14 protein-coding genes, 1 tRNA gene and 4 pseudogenes are annotated in these 17,879 nt (G+C 36.7%); 8 read left to right on the forward strand and 11 right to left on the reverse strand.

Features of this window, described 5'->3' with window-relative positions; all coding sequences use genetic code 11:
- Positions 1-102 precede the first annotated feature (102 nt).
- The 3 genes from OO7_RS02015 to OO7_RS02025 all read right to left on the reverse strand — a co-directional run bounded on the left by OO7_RS02015 (position 103) and on the right by OO7_RS02025 (position 3,297).
- Complete coding sequence (locus tag OO7_RS02015) at positions 103-609, reverse strand: SMI1/KNR4 family protein (protein ID WP_008914293.1); 507 nt, start codon at positions 607-609, stop codon at positions 103-105.
- Positions 610-970: 361 nt separating this feature from the next.
- Positions 971-1,669, reverse strand: coding sequence for a pirin family protein (locus OO7_RS02020; RefSeq protein ID WP_008914294.1), 699 nt, complete (start codon positions 1,667-1,669; stop codon positions 971-973).
- 428 nt (positions 1,670-2,097) lie between these two features.
- Positions 2,098-3,297, reverse strand: a complete 1,200-nt coding sequence (locus OO7_RS02025) for a BaiN/RdsA family NAD(P)/FAD-dependent oxidoreductase (protein ID WP_008914295.1) — start codon at positions 3,295-3,297, stop codon at positions 2,098-2,100.
- Between the two features lie 868 nt (positions 3,298-4,165).
- On the opposite strand from OO7_RS02025, the gene pitA reads away from it, so the two are divergent.
- Positions 4,166-5,653 carry an inorganic phosphate transporter PitA gene (gene pitA / locus OO7_RS02030; protein ID WP_008914296.1) on the forward strand — a complete coding sequence of 496 codons (1,488 nt, stop codon included), beginning with the start codon at positions 4,166-4,168 and terminating at the stop codon, positions 5,651-5,653.
- A gap of 115 nt (positions 5,654-5,768) precedes the next feature.
- On the opposite strand, the gene uspB is transcribed toward pitA, so the two are convergent.
- Entirely contained in the window at positions 5,769-6,104 is a 336-nt protein-coding gene (gene uspB / locus OO7_RS02035) for a universal stress protein UspB (protein WP_008914297.1), read from the reverse strand.
- Between the two features lie 463 nt (positions 6,105-6,567).
- Here uspB and uspA point away from each other — a divergent pair, with 463 nt between their 5' ends.
- Both uspA and gdhA read left to right on the forward strand, forming a co-directional pair.
- Entirely contained in the window at positions 6,568-7,002 is a 435-nt protein-coding gene (gene uspA, locus OO7_RS02040; RefSeq protein WP_008914298.1) for a universal stress protein UspA, read from the forward strand.
- 265 nt (positions 7,003-7,267) lie between these two features.
- Positions 7,268-8,599 (forward strand): NADP-specific glutamate dehydrogenase, encoded by a 1,332-nt coding sequence (gene gdhA, locus OO7_RS02045; RefSeq protein ID WP_008914299.1) that lies wholly within the window; start codon positions 7,268-7,270, stop codon positions 8,597-8,599.
- Between the two features lie 42 nt (positions 8,600-8,641).
- Here gdhA and rsmJ read toward each other — a convergent pair whose 3' ends face one another.
- The gene (gene rsmJ, locus OO7_RS02050) at positions 8,642-9,406 is read right to left on the reverse strand and encodes a 16S rRNA (guanine(1516)-N(2))-methyltransferase RsmJ (protein ID WP_008914300.1); all 765 of its coding nucleotides are present in this window, start codon (positions 9,404-9,406) and stop codon (positions 8,642-8,644) included.
- Positions 9,399-11,441: an oligopeptidase A gene (prlC, locus tag OO7_RS02055; RefSeq protein ID WP_008914301.1), complete on the reverse strand. Its 2,043-nt coding sequence runs from the start codon at positions 11,439-11,441 to the stop codon at positions 9,399-9,401. Before prlC ends, rsmJ begins: the two co-directional genes overlap by 8 nt.
- A gap of 255 nt (positions 11,442-11,696) precedes the next feature.
- Between prlC and OO7_RS16770 the strand changes: the two genes are divergently transcribed.
- Positions 11,697-11,791: transfer RNA gene (locus OO7_RS16770), tRNA-Sec, on the forward strand.
- Positions 11,792-12,000: 209 nt separating this feature from the next.
- Positions 12,001-12,168: pseudogene (locus tag OO7_RS17050) on the forward strand (Arm DNA-binding domain-containing protein); the annotation flags it as partial.
- Here the strand turns inward: OO7_RS17050 and OO7_RS17055 are convergent.
- Together OO7_RS17055 and OO7_RS16350 are read right to left on the reverse strand one after the other, a co-directional pair.
- On the reverse strand, positions 12,155-12,781 hold the full coding sequence (locus OO7_RS17055) for a hypothetical protein (protein WP_169337379.1): 627 nt from the start codon (positions 12,779-12,781) through the stop codon (positions 12,155-12,157). The pseudogene OO7_RS17050 and the gene OO7_RS17055 sit on opposite strands and share 14 nt — an antisense overlap.
- Positions 12,782-13,188: 407 nt before the next feature.
- Positions 13,189-13,453, reverse strand: a pseudogene (locus tag OO7_RS16350) (DDE-type integrase/transposase/recombinase); the annotation flags it as partial.
- A gap of 852 nt (positions 13,454-14,305) precedes the next feature.
- Here OO7_RS16350 and OO7_RS02070 point away from each other — a divergent pair.
- A complete protein-coding gene (locus OO7_RS02070) occupies positions 14,306-14,779 on the forward strand; it encodes an Hcp family type VI secretion system effector (RefSeq protein ID WP_008914304.1) in 474 nt (157 codons plus the stop codon).
- Between the two features lie 99 nt (positions 14,780-14,878).
- Here OO7_RS02070 and OO7_RS02075 read toward each other — a convergent pair whose 3' ends face one another.
- Positions 14,879-15,214, reverse strand: coding sequence for a hypothetical protein (locus OO7_RS02075; protein WP_008914305.1), 336 nt, complete (start codon positions 15,212-15,214; stop codon positions 14,879-14,881).
- Complete coding sequence (locus tag OO7_RS16355) at positions 15,211-16,014, reverse strand: DUF4225 domain-containing protein (RefSeq protein ID WP_008914306.1); 804 nt, start codon at positions 16,012-16,014, stop codon at positions 15,211-15,213. The genes OO7_RS02075 and OO7_RS16355 overlap by 4 nt, the downstream gene beginning before the upstream one ends.
- Positions 16,015-16,324: 310 nt before the next feature.
- Between OO7_RS16355 and OO7_RS17060 the strand changes: the two are divergent.
- Positions 16,325-16,616, forward strand: a pseudogene (locus OO7_RS17060) (transposase); the annotation flags it as partial.
- Between the two features lie 39 nt (positions 16,617-16,655).
- Positions 16,656-17,118: pseudogene (gene rhuM, locus OO7_RS17410) on the forward strand (RhuM family protein); the annotation flags it as partial.
- A gap of 128 nt (positions 17,119-17,246) precedes the next feature.
- Here the strand turns inward: rhuM and OO7_RS02085 are convergent.
- Positions 17,247-17,609, reverse strand: coding sequence for a YibL family ribosome-associated protein (locus OO7_RS02085; RefSeq protein ID WP_008914308.1), 363 nt, complete (start codon positions 17,607-17,609; stop codon positions 17,247-17,249).
- Positions 17,610-17,879 lie beyond the last annotated feature (270 nt).

Consider the following 17,879-nt stretch of genomic DNA (forward strand, 5'->3'; position numbering starts at 1 on the left):
AAATTAAGAGCCTTTCAGCAAGATGCTTGAACGGCTCTTTTTTATAGGATTTGATGAAACAATAAGTTAGCTATTTTGCAGCACAACAATATTAAACTTCAATTACCTGACAAAAGCAGTTGTTGAAGGTGGTGCTATTTTAGCGATGTAACTATACAGGAAGGCATTGGCATTTCTGTATTTATTGAATTCAGCTGCAAGATATTGGCTGAATGTTTTACCTGTTTTTGTTGTTTTATGAGCATTGTCATAACAATACACATCAGGATCATCTTGATAATGATCGCTAAAAAATAGTGATGTATGGTTTTGATACATTGAGAAAGTAAATATATTCCCTGCTGGAATAATATTATTCTTATGCATACGCTCTAATGTTTTTCTATTTATATTGTTGAGATCAATATAGGATATTGTTGTTCCAGTTTGGAAATCACCAGCATCTATTCCAATAAACTTTAAAAAGATTTTATAAAACTGAGGTAAATTCCCGTGTTTTGCTTCTAACAACCGGATTTGCTCATCATTACAACCAAAAACAGCAAAACCGCTCAGTTTTAGCTCATTAGAAAATTCAGTTAATAGTTTAATAAATTGCTTTTCATCCATTTAATCACCTTATTTATTGTTTTTTTTATGAAAAATTTTCAAGTTATTATTAGTGACGATGTTAATTAATTCATTTCTCTTTTTTATTATCATAAAGATATGACTGTGTTTGTCTGGCAATGAATAATATAAAAAGATAGTGCTATAACAGCTATTGGCATTTATTTTAGTTATTAACTAGGCGTTCTCATAATGAATTTTTATGAAATAAAATGATACTTATATTGATCATGTTTATTTCATAAAATATCAGATAATTTATTTAAACTAATAACAATTTAAGTTTTGATTATTTACATCATGATTAAAAAAATCAAAGTGCCACGATGAAAACGGTGGCACTTGGTAGAAAACGGATGACTTATTCAGTCGCAGGTAAATCAAAGATTAATATTTCACTCTCTTTTTCAGCATTGATAGTGAGGTGGCTTTCTTGCCAAATAGCGAATCCATCACTTGTGCTTGCTGCTTGCCCATTAACACTAACAGCGCCTTTGACGATTTGGATCCATACAACACGACCCTTTTCAATATCAAAATGTTGTGTTTGACCTTGAGAAAGTGTCCAGCGCCATAACGTCATGTCTTGATAAACTTTGAGTGACCCTTCCCTTGCATCAGGCGATAAAACTAGCTGCTTGCCGTTTTCGTCACTAAAGCGTTTTTGCTCATAACGAGGCTCAATATTATCCTGTTCTGGTAAAATCCAAATTTGGTACAAATGAAGTGGGTTTTCATTATCAGGATTATATTCTGAATGCTGTATGCCTGTCCCTGCACTCATGATTTGAAATTCACCTGCTGGGATTTGCTCTAAATTACCCATGCTATCTTTATGTTCCACTGTACCTTCAAGAACATAAGTGAGAATTTCCATATTTTTGTGTGGATGAGTGCCAAATCCTTTTCCTGCATTGATAATATCTTCATTTATCACGCGCAGAGCTGAAAAACCCATAAATTGGTCATCATAGTAATTGGCAAATGAAAAGGTGTGCCAGCTGTCTAGCCAACCATGATTAGCATGACCGCGTTCATGTGCTTTACGTAGATAGATCATGGAATTACCTCCTAAAGGCGGATGCTTTATGTGATTTTGGCATCGCTTAAATTTGTTAAGGTCAGTTTAACTAAATTTAGATTAGAGAGAAGGTGTTAGAATTGTTCGTATAAATCAAAAAATTTGAATAAGAGAAAGGAATAAAAAAATAGCCAGCACTAGGCTGGCTAAACTAAACACTGGAAGCAATGTGAGCAATGTCGTACTACCAAGATAGTTGCTGAGTGAGCACATCTAAGTAGTGATGATAATGATAATAGTTATCAGTAGCGTTTGTAAAGCATTTTTTTTAGTCAAAATAGCATAAGTTATAATATATTTTTCAATTATATGATTTCTATTGTATTTTGATAATATCCATTTATTTTCAATGGATTAAAGAAATACAACAGTTTACGATTTTTTTGAATAACCGTATGCCAATAGGGTTATATTTCTGCAAATGGTAGATTTTGTGCACAAGCTGATGCAGAGCTCCATGCCCATTGGAAATTATAACCCCCAAGCCAACCCGTCACATCAACCACTTCTCCAATAAAATATAATCCTTTGGTTTTTAATGATGCCATTGTTTTTGATGAAATTTCATGCGTATCAACACCACCTAACGTGACTTCTGCGGTTCGGTAGCCTTCTGTGCCATTTGGTTGAACTTGCCATTGGTGCAGTGTGGTGTGTAGCTCTTTAATCTGTGGGTGATTAAGTTGCTTTAAAGGGCAATCCGGGAGCTGTCCTAACTCTTGCAGCACTTCAACTAAACGTTTTGGTAATAACTTAGCTAATGTTGTTTTTAAGGATTGGTTAGGATGGGCGAGCTTTTCTTCTGTTAAATAATCCTCAAGTGAGATCTCTGGAAGTAAGTTAATACTTACAAACTCACCCGGTTGCCAATAACTCGATATTTGTAAGATTGCAGGGCCTGATAAGCCGCGATGTGTAAATAAAATATTTTCTTTAAAAAGTGTACCATCAGCAGCTGTCACTGTTGCCGCGACTGAAATACCAGATAACGCCTGTAGTTTTTCAAGGAGAGGTTTATGCAGGGTGAAAGGAACTAATGCAGCACGGGTTGGCAGTACAGTATGTCCGAATTGTTCTGCAAGTCGATAACCAAACGGGGTGGCTCCTAAACCCGGCATCGATAACCCGCCGGTAGCAATAACGAGTGAGTGAGTACTAACTTTATTTTCGTTGAAAGTGATAATAAATTCATTATCTATCTTTTCAACATCAGAGACTTCACTGCGCAATTTTATCGTGACATTAGCGGTACGGCACTCTTCTTGTAATAAGTCGACGATATCTTGTGCGCTATTATCACAAAATAGCTGCCCTAATGTTTTTTCATGATAAGGAATATTGTATTTATTAACTAATGCAATGAAATCCCATTGTGTATAGCGAGCAAGTGCTGACTTACAAAAATGAGGATTGGTCGATAGGTAGTTAGTATGGTCTGCATAAATATTGGTAAAATTACAGCGCCCACCACCAGACATGAGAATTTTTCTACCGAGCTTCTTTCCGTTATCTAATATCAGTGTATTTAAGCCACGTTTACCTGCTAGTGATGCACAGAATAGGCCGGCAGCACCTGCACCAATAATAATAACGTCATATTTTTTCACAATAAAAAGTCTCTACTAAATTGATTATATTAATAAAATAACCTAATTATTCTTTTAAGGTTAAAATCACACTACCCAATTTTGGTGATCGGTGTTCGAGTTAGGCTAAATGAAAGCAACAAAGTAACTTAATTTGTATAATTATATTATGTTTATAAGTATGGCGGTATTGCTATGTTAGTAAGTGCTACCTTTTTAGCAAAACAGCCAGCTAGTTATTGATTTTTTAGCTGATAGATAGATGATTAGAGATCATAGATTGAACATTTTTTGATTATTATTGGTTATATAGGTTAACAATTAATGAAATATCACTGATCGCGATTATAATTAAATTCAAACCGTCGTGATTTGTACAGGCTTTTGTTTTAGTGGCTAAAAGACGAATTCCGAAGAATTTACATCAAATAACGATATAAAATAAAAAATTTTTTGATTTTTTATTAAAAATCAAATTAATAAGTATTGTATGATTTATAAAATCACGAATTATAATTATCAGTATTAATTTGAAGGTTTGCCTGTATTTATCCACAAATTAGGTATGTTATTAAGCTTTTTTGCTCTTTGTGAGCACAAAAGTAAGGTTTTTAGAAAAAACGGGTGGATTGCTATCCATACAAACTTATAATATTGCTGAGAAAAGATAATCTTATTTATATTTTAATAAAAATTCATCATGAACAGCCTGAAAAAACATGAATACTTATACTTGGGTTAATTAATTGATATTAAAGAGGTATTTATTATGCTGCACTTTTTTTATCGGTAGTTAAATCAAAAAAAGGTTAGATTTTACTTCCACCGCTAGCGTTTGTCACAGATAATGCGCCGCGTTCATGACCAACATTAAAACGGCTTAACATCTATGTTACATCTTTTTACAGGTTTGGAATTTCACACCGGACTATTGTTAGTATTGGCACTCTTGTTTGTGCTGATGTATGAAGCTATAAACGGTTTCCACGATACTGCGAATGCGGTAGCTACTGTTATTTATACCCGAGCGATGCGAGCACAATTCGCTGTCGTTATGGCGGGTGTATTTAACTTTTTAGGTGTTCTACTCGGAGGGTTGAGTGTTGCTTACGCAATTGTTCATCTCTTGCCGACAGACTTGCTGCTGAATGTGAGTTCAGCTCACGGCTTGGCAATGGTTTTCTCATTGCTTTTGGCGGCAATTATCTGGAATTTAGGTACTTGGTACTTTGGTATTCCTGCATCAAGTTCGCATACGTTGATTGGTGCTATCATTGGGGTTGGATTAACCAATGCAATAGTAACAGATTCATCTATTGTTGATGCATTGAATATTCCGAAGATGATCAGCATCTTCTTATCCCTCATTCTTTCACCTGCAATTGGCTTTGTGATTGCTGGCTTGATGATTTTTGTCTTGCGTCGTTACTGGAGCGGAACAAAAAAACGTCGTCGTATTCACTTAACACCTGCTGAGCGTGAGAAAAAAGATGGTAAGCGTAAGCCACCATTCTGGACTCGTACTGCACTGATCCTTTCTGCTGTGGGGGTAAGTTTTTCCCATGGCGCAAATGATGGGCAAAAAGGTATTGGTCTTATCATGCTTGTGCTGATTGGTGTTGCACCAGCGGGCTTTGTCGTCAATATGAATTCAAGCGGTTATGACATTGCGAGAACTCATGATGCGGTTGTTCACCTGCAAGACTACTACGAAACACATAAACCAGCATTAAACCATGCAATTGAAAATGCACCAGCGCCATACGATACGAATGATGTCACTGAAGAATTTCATTGTGACAGTTCACGAACTTCATCTGTCCTTCATCAAACTCAAACACTGTTAAACGGTATTCAAAGTTATGATGAATTGACGCCTGAACAGCGTAATCATATGCGTCGCTTGCTGATGTGTATCTCTGATACCGCGAATGCTGTTGCTAAGTTGCCAGAAACGAGTTCACAAGATGCTAGCTTACTGAAAAAACTGAGTAATGACCTTCTGTACACGGTTGAATATGCACCGTTATGGATTATTGTTGCGGTAGCTTTAGCACTGTCTCTTGGCACAATGTTTGGCTGGAAACGTGTTGCAGTAACGATCGGTGAGAAAATTGGTAAGAAAGGCATGACTTATGCTCAAGGTGTTTCTGCTCAGGTAACTGCAGCGGTTTCTATCGGGGTTGCAAGTTATACTGGTATGCCAGTTTCTACAACTCAAGTGCTCTCATCTGCTGTAGCCGGAACTGCTGTTGTTGATGGCGGTGGTGTACAGAGTAAAACGATTAAGAGCATTGCGTTAGCGTGGCTCTTGACACTGCCAATCTCTATTGTCCTGTCAGGTGGTTTATACTGGATTGCATTGAAATTTATATAGTATTGCGCAAGGTATAACTAGAAAAAATTTAAATAGTGATGAGCTTTACAGTTCATCACTATTTTTTTGTTAATGGTTGTCATCAAAGTGGAATAGTTATAGATAAATAACCTTTTCATGATGTAATCATAAAACAAATTAAGCAGACAACGACAAAGATACTTAGCTGGCTAATTTGTAAAAATTGCTTACGGATGCGCTCACAACGTTGTATGACTTCAGGATCAAAATGGTCGAGGTACTGTTTGTTATTGATATAACGAATGAGCTTTATCTGTTTATTGAATTGAGCGTGAGTGGTAAAAAAACCATTACCACCAACGGAGTGATAAAGCAGCGGGTCGGTTTCTCTTAGGATTGTGAGTAAAACGCGAACCGAAGAAAAATAACGTATCATATTGATGATACATAAAATGCATACAGCCCAGAACAATGCCATCATACTGAACATACTCCCCTCCTTAGAAAGCCGTCTAAGCTCTTGTAATAAAGGAAATACAGCCAAATACATTGTAAAATGTGTTCAATCTCATTGTAGGACAATAAATTGCTTTAAAAAAGTACAAAGCAGCACATTTTTGGATAATCCTTCACTATAATCTATGTATCTACATTGTTCGATAAACACGCATTATCTGGTTAATAGATAAAATTCGCTGCTAATTTAGTCTTTCTGATAAATTATTTTGTGAGTTACTGACACATAACTCAAATTATTTAGTGTATATATATTATTATGATAAAGATGATGTTATTGTTTTATAAAATATTATGTACATTAAGATTAATAAGGCTAATCTGCACAGATGTGATCAAAACGACAACTATCCGTCGTAATTTGCAGGTATAGTATTCATAATCTATTGGTGAATCAGTTAATCACCGGTAATCAACATTCGGAAGGAGTTTATTTTATGGCATACAAACATATTCTCGTTGCGGTAGATTTATCACCTGAAAGTAAAGTATTACTGGATAAAGCTGTCTCTATGGCAAAACCGTACGGGGCGAAAGTATCCATGATCCATGTTGATGTGAATTACTCAGATCTGTATACGGGTCTTATCGATGTGAATCTTGGGGATATGCAGCAACGGATCACTGATGAAACGCGTAACTCGCTAAGAGACCTTTCTGCGGGTGCAGGCTATGATATTCAAGAGACGCTGAGTGGTAGTGGTGATTTAGGCCAAGTTTTGGTTGATGCTATCAAAAAATATGATATGGATTTGGTTGTTTGTGGGCATCATCAAGACTTTTGGAGTAAATTGATGTCATCTGCACGTCAACTGATTAACACTGTTCATGTTGATATGTTAATTGTTCCGTTGAATGATGAAGATGAATAATCTACTCAACTAAAAACGAAAAGTTATTCGCTAAAAACGCTTGCTTATGCAAGCGTTTTTTTTCGCCCAAAGTGCTTCTATTTACTGAGTTATTGTCAGGTCAAGAAATTTTTTTTGCAATAGAGTAAAAAAAAACCTTGAAACATGAATACAAACTAGTGATATATTCAAGAGGCAAAAACACATTAATCTCACATTTCCTAATAATAATGACAAGAAAGCGTGAGATACATCACAGCCAAAAATTTAAAAAAGGAAGAAGCCGATGAATTCATTGTCATCATTTTTGGAGTCTGTACAAAAAAGAGACCCACTACAACCTGAATTTCTGCAAGCTGTACGCGAAGTATTTACCTCACTTTGGCCTTTCCTAGAAAAAAATCCTAAGTATCGTGAACAAGCATTACTTGAACGTTTTGTCGAACCTGAACGTGTCATTCAATTTCGAGTTTGTTGGGTTGATGATCAAGGTAAAGTTCAAGTAAATAGGGCATGGCGTGTTCAATACAGCTCAGCAATCGGGCCATTTAAAGGCGGTATGCGTTTTCACCCATCAGTTAACCTTTCTATCCTAAAATTCCTAGGTTTTGAACAAACATTAAAAAATGCATTAACCACATTACCAATGGGCGGTGGTAAAGGTGGCTCTGACTTTGATCCTAAAGGAAAAAGTTATGGTGAAGTCATGCGTTTTTGCCAAGCACTGATGACAGAACTTTATCGTCATTTAGGTTCTGATACTGATGTACCTGCGGGTGATATTGGTGTTGGTGGGCGCGAAGTTGGTTTCATGGCTGGTATGATGAAAAAATTGTCCAATGACACATCTTGTGTTTTCACAGGTAAAGGTCTGTCTTTCGGTGGAAGCTTAATTCGTCCAGAAGCAACCGGTTACGGATTAGTTTATTTTACAGATGCAATGCTCAAACGCCATGGTTTAGGTTTTGAAGGCATGCGAGTGGCTGTTTCCGGATCGGGTAATGTTGCACAATATACCATTGAAAAATGTATGGAGTTGGGCGCTAAAGTTGTCACTGCTTCTGATTCTAATGGTACTGTTGTTGATGAAGATGGTTTCACACCAGAAAAATTAGCCCTGTTAGAGTCAATTAAAAATAATTATGGTCGCGTAGAAACTTACGCAAAAGAGTTAGGTTTAACCTATTTAGCAGGCAAACAGCCGTGGTGTGTGCCTGTTGATATTGCGCTGCCATGTGCAACTCAAAATGAGTTAGATACAGAAGCTGCGGAAATATTGATTAAAAATGGTGTTAAAGCGGTAGCAGAAGGGGCAAATATGCCTACAACTATTCCTGCGACAGAACTATTCCTTGAAGCTGGCGTGTTATTTGCTCCAGGCAAAGCAGCTAATGCTGGTGGTGTGGCAACATCAGGGCTTGAAATGGCTCAGAATGCAGCTCGTATGAGCTGGAAAGCAGAGAAAGTCGATGCTCGTTTACATCACATCATGTTAGATATTCATAACCATTGTGTTGAATATGGTGGTGAAGCTAAACAAGTAAACTATGTACAAGGTGCAAATATCGCGGGCTTCGTTAAAGTCGCTGATGCCATGTTTGCTCAAGGTATTTTGTAATATAAAGAAAGCGGGAGGGCGACATCATATCGCCCTTCGCCATTATGGTTTGATGCACGGGTAAATATCGAATCGATGGCTTTTTGTTGTAACAGCAGCAGGGGCTTTTTGTCCTGCTAGGGGCTCAGCATAGTCAGGCCTTTTCACAACTACCCGACGTTTTGCTAATGCCAATGCTGGTGCAAGTAAAGCATCTGCATCATCATCAGAGCCAACCAAAGATTGAAAAACTCGCATCTCTTTTTTCACTAAGGCACTTTTTTGGCGATGAGGATACATTGGGTCCAAATAAATCACATCAGGCGGTGTATCAATATCAGCTAAAGCAGTGATGCTTGATGCGTGAATTAATGACATGCGTTCTTTAAGCCAATCACCAATTTCTGTGTCTTGATAACCACGTCGTAAACCATCATCCAATAAAGCCGCTACAACAGGGTGGCGCTCTAACATTCTGACTCGACAGCCTAATGCTGCGAGAACAAAAGCATCACGTCCTAAACCTGCAGTAGCATCAATCACATCAGGCAAATAATCTTTCTTTATACCCACTGCTTTTGCGACAGCTTCGCCTCTTCCCCCACCAAATTTACGTCGATGAGCCATAGCACCTGAGACAAAATCAACAAAAATGCCGCCAAGTTTGGGTTCATCCATTTTGCGTAATTGCAGGTTTTCTGGTGTGAGAACGAGCGCCATCACAGCATCAGGTGTATGCTGAAGTTGCCATTTTTCAGCTAATTGCGATAAGGTGCCTTGATCGGCACCTTCTTCACAGATCAATTGGATCTTAGGGTGATCAGCCATGGATGCCGTAGCTCTTCAACATTGCATCCAATTCTGGTTTACGGCCACGGAAACGCTCGAACAGTACCATTGGTTCTTCAGAACCACCACGGCTTAAGATGTTATCAAGGAAAGATTGTCCTGTTTGACGGTTAAAAATACCTTCATCTTCAAAACGTGAATAAGCATCTGCGGCAAGTACATCTGCCCATAAATAGCTGTAATAACCCGCTGCATAACCACCCGCAAAAATATGACTAAATGCATGTGGGAAGCGACTCCATTCTGGTGACGGCACAACCGCAACTTTATCTTTCACAGAGTGCAATGTTGGCATAACTTGCGCCCCTTTTGCTGGGTCATACTCTGCATGTAGGCGGAAATCAAACAGACCAAACTCAAGCTGACGTAATACAAACATCGCTGATTGGTAGTTTTTGGCTGCAAGCATTGCATCGAGCATTTCGCGAGGTAATGGTTCACCCGTTTCATAATGGCCAGAAATAAATTCAAGAGCTTCAGGTTCCCAGCACCAGTTTTCCATGAACTGACTTGGCAATTCCACTGCATCCCATGGTACACCGTTTATACCTGCAACATCTGCAACATCAATTTTAGTCATCATGTGATGTAAACCATGACCAAATTCATGGAACAGGGTGATGACTTCATCATGAGTAAATAGAGCAGGTTTATCGCCTAGAGGTTTATTGAAATTACAAGTTAAGTAGGCAACTGGATTTTGTAGGGAACCATTTTGATGAACCATACGACCCGCACAATCATCCATCCAAGCTCCACCACGTTTATGTTCACGTGCATAAAGGTCGAGATAGAAGCTGCCGCGCAATGTATTGCTATCATCATAAAGCTCAAAGAAGCGCACGTCTGGATGCCATGTTTCTACATCTTTACGTTCTTTAGCTGTTAGGCCATAAATACGATGAACAACTTCAAACAGCCCTTCAACCACACGTTGTTCAGGGAAGTAAGGACGCAGTTGTTCATCACTCAGGGAGAATTTATGCTGTTTTTGTTTTTCACTGTAATAAGCTAAATCCCATGATTCGAGCTTATCTACACCATAATGCTCTTTAGCAAAAGCGGTAAGTTCAGCTAATTCTTCTTTACCTTGCTGGTGGGCTCTATCAGCCAAATTATTTAAGAAATCAAGTACCTGTTCAGGGGATTCGGCCATCTTAGTTGCAAGCGATTTTTCAGCAAAATTTTTGAAACCGAGTAATTGTGCTAATTCGTGGCGTAGTGCCATCAATTCTTCGATGAGCTCGCTATTATCCCATTTGCCCGCATTTGGACCTTGGTCTGATGCTCGAGTGCTAAAAGCATGACTCATCTCACGGCGCAGTTCTGCATTATCAGCATAAGTCATGACTGGGAGATAGCTTGGCATATCTAAAGTTAATAAAAAGCCTTCTTCGCCTTTTGCTTCTGCCATTGCCTTTGCAGCAGCAATCGCACTTTCCGGCATACCGGCAAGCTCACTTTCCTCTTTAATGAGTTTGCTCCAGCCCATTGTTGCATCAAGAACATTATTGCTAAATTTTGAGGCGATCTCAGACATTCTCGCGACAATTTCACCATAGCGCTGTTGTTTTTCAGCTGGCAAACCAATTCCAGACAATTCAAAATCACGCAATGTGTTTTCAATCGATTTACGTTGTGATTGGTTTAGCATTGCATATTCAGGGCTATCCTTTAGTGCTTTATAAGCTTGATATAAAGGCTCATGTTGACCCATCCATGTGCTGAATTCAGAAAGAAGCGGTAAGCATTGTTCGTAAGCTTCACGTAATTCAGGGCTATTTTTAACTGAGTGAAGGTGCCCAACAGGCGACCAAACGCGAGATAATTTGTTGCTGGCTTCTTCCAATGGTTGGCACAGATTATCCCATGTGTATTGATTCGTTGCAGATAGGATATTTTCAACTGTTTGACGATATTCAGTAAGTGCTTGTTGAACCGCAGGGAAAACATGAGCAGGTTCAATAGAAGAAAAACGGGGTAAAACGGAATCGGTTAATAATGGGTTTGTCATAAAAATATCCTGTAATAACAGTTCGCCATGTAGGATAAGGCTTGCTGTATTGAAGACAATCAGTAAAACGGCTAATTTTGAATGAATAAAAGTAGCACGCCACTGTAAATATGTAAGATATATGGGGGCGAAAAAATAAACCTCAATACAAGATAATGCTTTTTGTTGGCAATTTTTATCAATAAATGTGGTGAATGTGAGACGCTAGGCTTTTGAAAGTAGGGGAGACGAGTTATAATCCAAAATTATAGAAAAGGAAGATCGTCGTCTCCGGTGAGGCGGCTGGATTTCAAATCCAGTTGGGGCTGCCAGCAGTCCCGGGCAGGTTCGACTCCTGTGATCTTCCGCCACTCAAGTTCAACACACCTCCACTGAAGTCAATTAAATCCTTTAAATTCAACCTATAAAAGTAAATCATAGTCAACTCAGTTCAACTGGGGTTACTCCATATCAACCCCCAGCTGGGGGTGTTAATCGGGGGTGCATTTAGGTATGGTATATCATGCACCCCCAAATTCTCATTTTCTTTGTAACAGATAGGGCTTACGGAGGTTTTGTTATGGCTCTGAGTGATATAAAAATAAAAACGGCAAAGCCGCTAGATAAGCCCTACAAACTTTCTGATTCAGGTGGGTTATATCTGATCGTTAATCGCAATGGTTCTAAATATTGGAGAATGAAGTACCGCTTTGCAGGTAAAGAAAAAATGCTTTCTATAGGTGTTTATCAAAACCAAATAATTGGATGGCAATCATTTTACCGATTTTACCAACACCAACCTCCGGATAGCGTGCGACAAAAACCTTGCTACCATGCCACGTGTACACTAAATTCTTGTCGCGATCAAAAACCAAAGTACGCGGCTTTTTGAAAAAGGATTGATAGCCCCCCACACCAATTAAGTAAAAAGCAATAAAAAACATCGCCAAAAAAGCTAACGTATCATGATAAGGGGTAGAGGTAATTTGACTATTAAAGTAAACATGAAAATAATCTAGTAAAGATAATTTTTCTTGATTAAAAAATGGAGCGTAATCTTCTTTAACAAAAGAAGGTATTCTTTTATCTTCAGGATTTATTTTATACAAGTCACTATATTTATTTTTAGTACKGCTAATTTCASTATTAAAATTTGTATATTTTTTGTTATGCTCCATAAATACAAAATGAAAAACCATAACAAATACAATAAGTCCAGTAATAAACCCCGGAAAGGCGAACGCATCACGGCGTCGAATGTCTTTGTTAACCAAAACGCATTTCTGCTTATCGACTGTTTCTAGAAAATCCAATTCTGACATTGGCCAATCTTCGGTATAATGCTCGCCTTGTTCCCCCAAGGGCTGTGGCTTTAGTCGATGAGGATATTTGGCAGGATAAAAAAATACTCATTAAATATTCTCACTATTGTTACAGGCCTATCATTATCCCAAAAATTAGAACGTAGTTCATTTCCCCAAAGACTGTGTCTTAGTAACGTTTCTAGATGGCTCCAATTGGTCAGTTGGCTCGTTACAAATCCCCCCAATACAAGCAATCAAGCAACTAAAGCCCACCTACCAGCGACACTAATTAAGGGTACATAACCTAAAGCAATAACCACATTTGACCAAAATTGGGCATAGTTTCCTATGTGGAATGCCTCAACGGCAAGCACTGTTGCAAATAAAATGGTGAGACTGAGTTTTGGCTCTTAGTTATATTACAGACCAAAAGCTCTATTCACTAGGCGCACTTCACCTAATGGTTATCCGTAATAAAAATGCTCAGCCTGACCTTTCCTCAATGCCCGCATTGCCTCAATTTCCTTAATTTTGTGGCATGAGCAATTTTGAGGGATTTAAATCCTAAGGTTGGATTAATCACACGCTTCAATTTACCGTGATCGCATTCAATGACATTATTGCGATATTTTATCTGCCGGTGTTCAACGTCAGTTGGGCACTTCCCCTCTTTTTAAGTAACATGATAGCGCGACCATAGGGTGCAGCTTTATCAGTATTAATCACTTTGGAGCATTGCCTTTTTTCACCTGGTTTTATGTACAGAATTAAATATAGGCACTAGAAGGTCAAGATAATCTCTTTGTGTACGAAAATGTTCGGTTTAGTACGCCGTAGCTAAATTATGTACTAAAGTGCGGTGAATTAATTTCGTACATATTCTTATATTAGTACATCTATTTCGGACAGATAGTTACATAACGTCATGAGTTTTTGCTTATTGTCGGGTATCGACATTGGAACAAAATACAGAAAATTAACGAAAAGAAATTGAAACTACTGGATTTAATGTTGGGGCTCATCATGTTATGAGTAAACTAGATTCTATACTAAAATTTATATTTTATGAAAATTTGTTTTATATCACATGCTTATTTTTACATAAAACAAGTGCCTAGTTGATAAATTAAATTTTATTTGCCTTACCTTAAATTTAATGGCTAACTACTCTCCAATTTATGCCACTCTTAGCATACCAAATTACACATTGATGGTGTATGGCTTATATTTACATCAATATTAAGGGACTAAATCAAGGCTTACTCTCTGAAAATTGTTCAAAAGATTATGAAGATAAAATTTATGCAACCGAATTGAATTACAGCACGTTTAATGATCACGAAATGATAATAAATTTTAAAAAGCTTATCGATAAAGTATCTTTATTGCTTCATAAAGTCATTATGGATAATGAAGAACTGGAGTTTAATTTCGAGATTTATTAAAATCCTGAAATTAGAAAGCAAATTAAAATAAATAGAGTATTCATAACAAGAATGGGTATTAACGCTAAGTCACATAGAGAATCTGAAGGAATACCATGACTATAATATAGCTGATTTCGATTAAAGGAGTAAAACTATGGCAAATAACATCTATCTTAGAATCAGAGGTAAAACTCAAGGAAATATATCTGCTGGATGTTCTTCTTATGATTCTATAGGTAATAAATATCAAAGTATGCATAGAGATGAAATTCTTGTTGTCTCTGTATCTTTTGATATATCAAGAATACAAAATTTGAGTCACGCTCCAATATCAATCACTAAGCATGTCGATAAATCAACTCCTCTCCTACTAACTGCAATTACAAATAATGAAGTTTTAAGTTGTGAAATTGATTATTACCGAACATCAAACGCTGGTATCCAAGAAAAATATATGACCATAATACTAACTAATGCATCTATAGTTAATTATTCTCAAATCCATGCTAATACACTAACTCAAAGCGATGCTTTACCAAGTGAAGTGATAACACTTCGTTATGAAAGCATTACTTGTAATCATCTAATAGCGGGAACGTCAGGATATAGTATATCAAATACTATTTAATTTATAACGTTAGGAGGTTAATGATATATATTAACCTTATTTATTTTTTAGTATTTAATTTTAATTTTTTAAAATATACTTACATTGATAAATAAAATGCTAATACTTGTTTTTTTTATTCTTTTTAATTGGAAATAAAAATAAATAAGCGAATGAAAAAACAAAACTACTATAACAAATTATATTTTCGTTTCCACATCGTATGAAAAACCGACCAATAAAGAAATCTTTCCCTACGCTAAATGTTAAAAAATAAACTACACCTATTGAGAGGGCGATTATTACACCAAAAACCTCTAATAAATATCCACCTTTTTTTGCAATAAGACGATTTATTTTATAAGTAAAAATAAATAATAAAAATGAAATAATAAAAAATAAAAACAACTCTATCCATCCAAAATTACAAGGCTCAAAAACATTAAAATCCTTCATTTGTTAACCTTTCTTTCATGTTCTTTTATTGCATCGTATGTTGTATAGATTGTAAATACATCAAAAAATATTTCTGTACCTAGTCCTATTTTTCCCATGTTTTGCCATGACTGTATTAAGCTATCTTCCTTGTAATAAAATAGTTTCCACCCATCAGGCTTAATTGTTGGTTTAAGCATAGAATACCCTGAAAGAAATAAATCAATTGATGCATAAGCTATATCTGCTTCTTTATTTCCATAACCTAATTCATTTGATAGGAATCTATAACCATCTCTTAAATATCCTGTATTATCTTCTCTGTACAATAAATAATACCCATTTTCATATACATTGTTAGTTCCTTGGGCAATGAGAGCGGCTCCAAAAGATGCATATAATGCGCCAGCGGAGACTGAACATGAGCCAAAACCAGCTAAAATTTGCAGGCCCCCACCAAAATAACCAACTTCTTTTAACAAGATAGTTTTAACGTTATTTTTTTCATTATATTTAACTTCTGCTATTGCGTATTGCATAACTTGGTTTGATCTTAAAAGGTTATGTTGCAGTTCTAGTTTATCTCTAGCTTCTGTTATATTGTCCATGCCAGCAGACAAACTTAAGCAATAGTTTTTTACCTCTAATTCGTTCCTAGTGATAAATTCGTTTATATCCCTTAGAAAATTCATTCTTGATTTAGGATTATTTATATACACATAAGCTAGTTTTTCAGCTAACCGCCTTAACTCATTCGAGTTATTTGTTAGCGCACTTTTATATCCATCACTAAAAGAGTAATCTGATTCTGAATTATCCATAAGCTAACTTTACCCAGTATAATTTAACTAAAGTCAGTATCTCACATAAGCCAAATTTTTGTATTTATTCTACCTGGATATCGGTGCATATAAGAAAAAATCTTATTAAGTATAGTAAGACATTCTGAAAAAAAGCATACATTTTCTATCATTCGAATAGTGCTGTTGTGGGCGTTGCTATGTGCAGGTTTGTGCTGATATTTATCCCATTTTGGGAGTTTAAATGTGCACTTAAGTTTATTCTCTTTGAATAGCCACTGACTTGATAGAGACCTTTTAGTTAGGCAAAATGGCGAAAAGAGAGGTGTTTATAAGCAGCAAACGATATCCAGAAGAATTCAAAATTGAAGCCGTAAAACAGGTCACGGAAAATGGACGTAGTGTAGCCAGCGTGGCTAACCGACTGGGCACAACAACGCATAGTCTTTATGTATAGATTAAAAAATATGGCCAGACTCTTCGCAATATCAAATTATATCTAATAAAAGTAATGAAATTTGCCGACTTAAAAAGGAGTTACAAAGAGTCACTGAAGAGTGGGATATATTAAAAAACGCGGTGTACTTTGCAAGCTAGTCCGACTGAAGTATGTCTTTATTAAAGTCAACCAACCTGTTTGTATACTTTTTATTACTGATGTTATGAGTGATAACCTTCCTGAAGCTGTCACTAGGCGAATGTATTCTGTTCTGGAGTTAAGACTGACAAATTTGTGTTGAATACCGGTTTGAGTCTGATATGTTGTGGTTATCTCAATCATCAATTGCTGAGTTGTATGGTAAGGATGTCCATACGATTAATGAGCATCTTGTTAATATTTCCTCTGAAGGATAATTTGCTCAAAATGTAACTATCCGGAAATTCCGGATAGTTCGATTAGAGGAAAATCGTCAGGTTAGGCCACTAGAGTTTAATCGCCATTCTTGCAGTTGGCTATCGCGTCCGATCTGTGCGTGCAATATAGTTTCGTCAATGGGTAAAACGCTAGAATAGTACCTGATCAAAAAGTTTGTGATGGAAGGTGAACGGCTGAAGAATCCGACTATCGGTCAGTCAGTCGTGCCAGATTACTTTGATGGAATGCTTGAACGCATCTGTGATATTTATGATTGAAGTGATGTAACAAACATTGGAGGCTAATACTGATTAGCGGTTCAGAATAACAAAAAGTATATTAAGAACCTTTCAGTATTAGTCGATCATGATAGGTTTTAGTTGAATTGATTTTCTAACTAGAAATCGGTCTTAGAAAAACCGGTCATATCATCCAATCCCATTTCGCGACCTAATGCGGTCATTGGATGGACAATCACTAAACCACGTACAGTTTTCTTTAGCTTGCCAAGATCTGCTTGTTCCTTTTTTGTGATAGGGCGTTTGAATGGCATATCTACCAACTTTTGTGCTTCTTTGCTTAGTTTCTTGGTGCGTAGTGCCTTTAGGCGAGCAATTTCAATTTCCAGCTCTGCTTTTTCTTTATCAAGCGCTACATACTTTTCCGCTTCATTCGCCAACTGCATACTTGCCATTTGGTGACGAATAAGGTCTAAACGATCGCTAAGAAGTTTAATTTGTGCTTTTTCGATTTCTTTCATTATTAATTAACCTTGAATAAGTTTCTTATCGGCAAGTATACACCATTATGCGAAAGGGGTACGAAAAGGGATGCTATGGATAGCTATTCACAATTTACTGTTAAAGAAACTATGATTGCCTTTTGTTTCAATAAAATTGCATTCTTTAGGTTTCCAGACATTAAATTCAATATAAGAGTTTTTTATTCTTGCTGGTATGTAGTCCATTCATCTATATATTTCAATTGAGTCAAACTCTTTTGTTATCGATGGGAAAATTATTGTTCATCT

The sequence above is a fragment of the Providencia sneebia DSM 19967 genome (assembly GCF_000314895.2).
Classification (GTDB): domain Bacteria; phylum Pseudomonadota; class Gammaproteobacteria; order Enterobacterales; family Enterobacteriaceae; genus Providencia; species Providencia sneebia.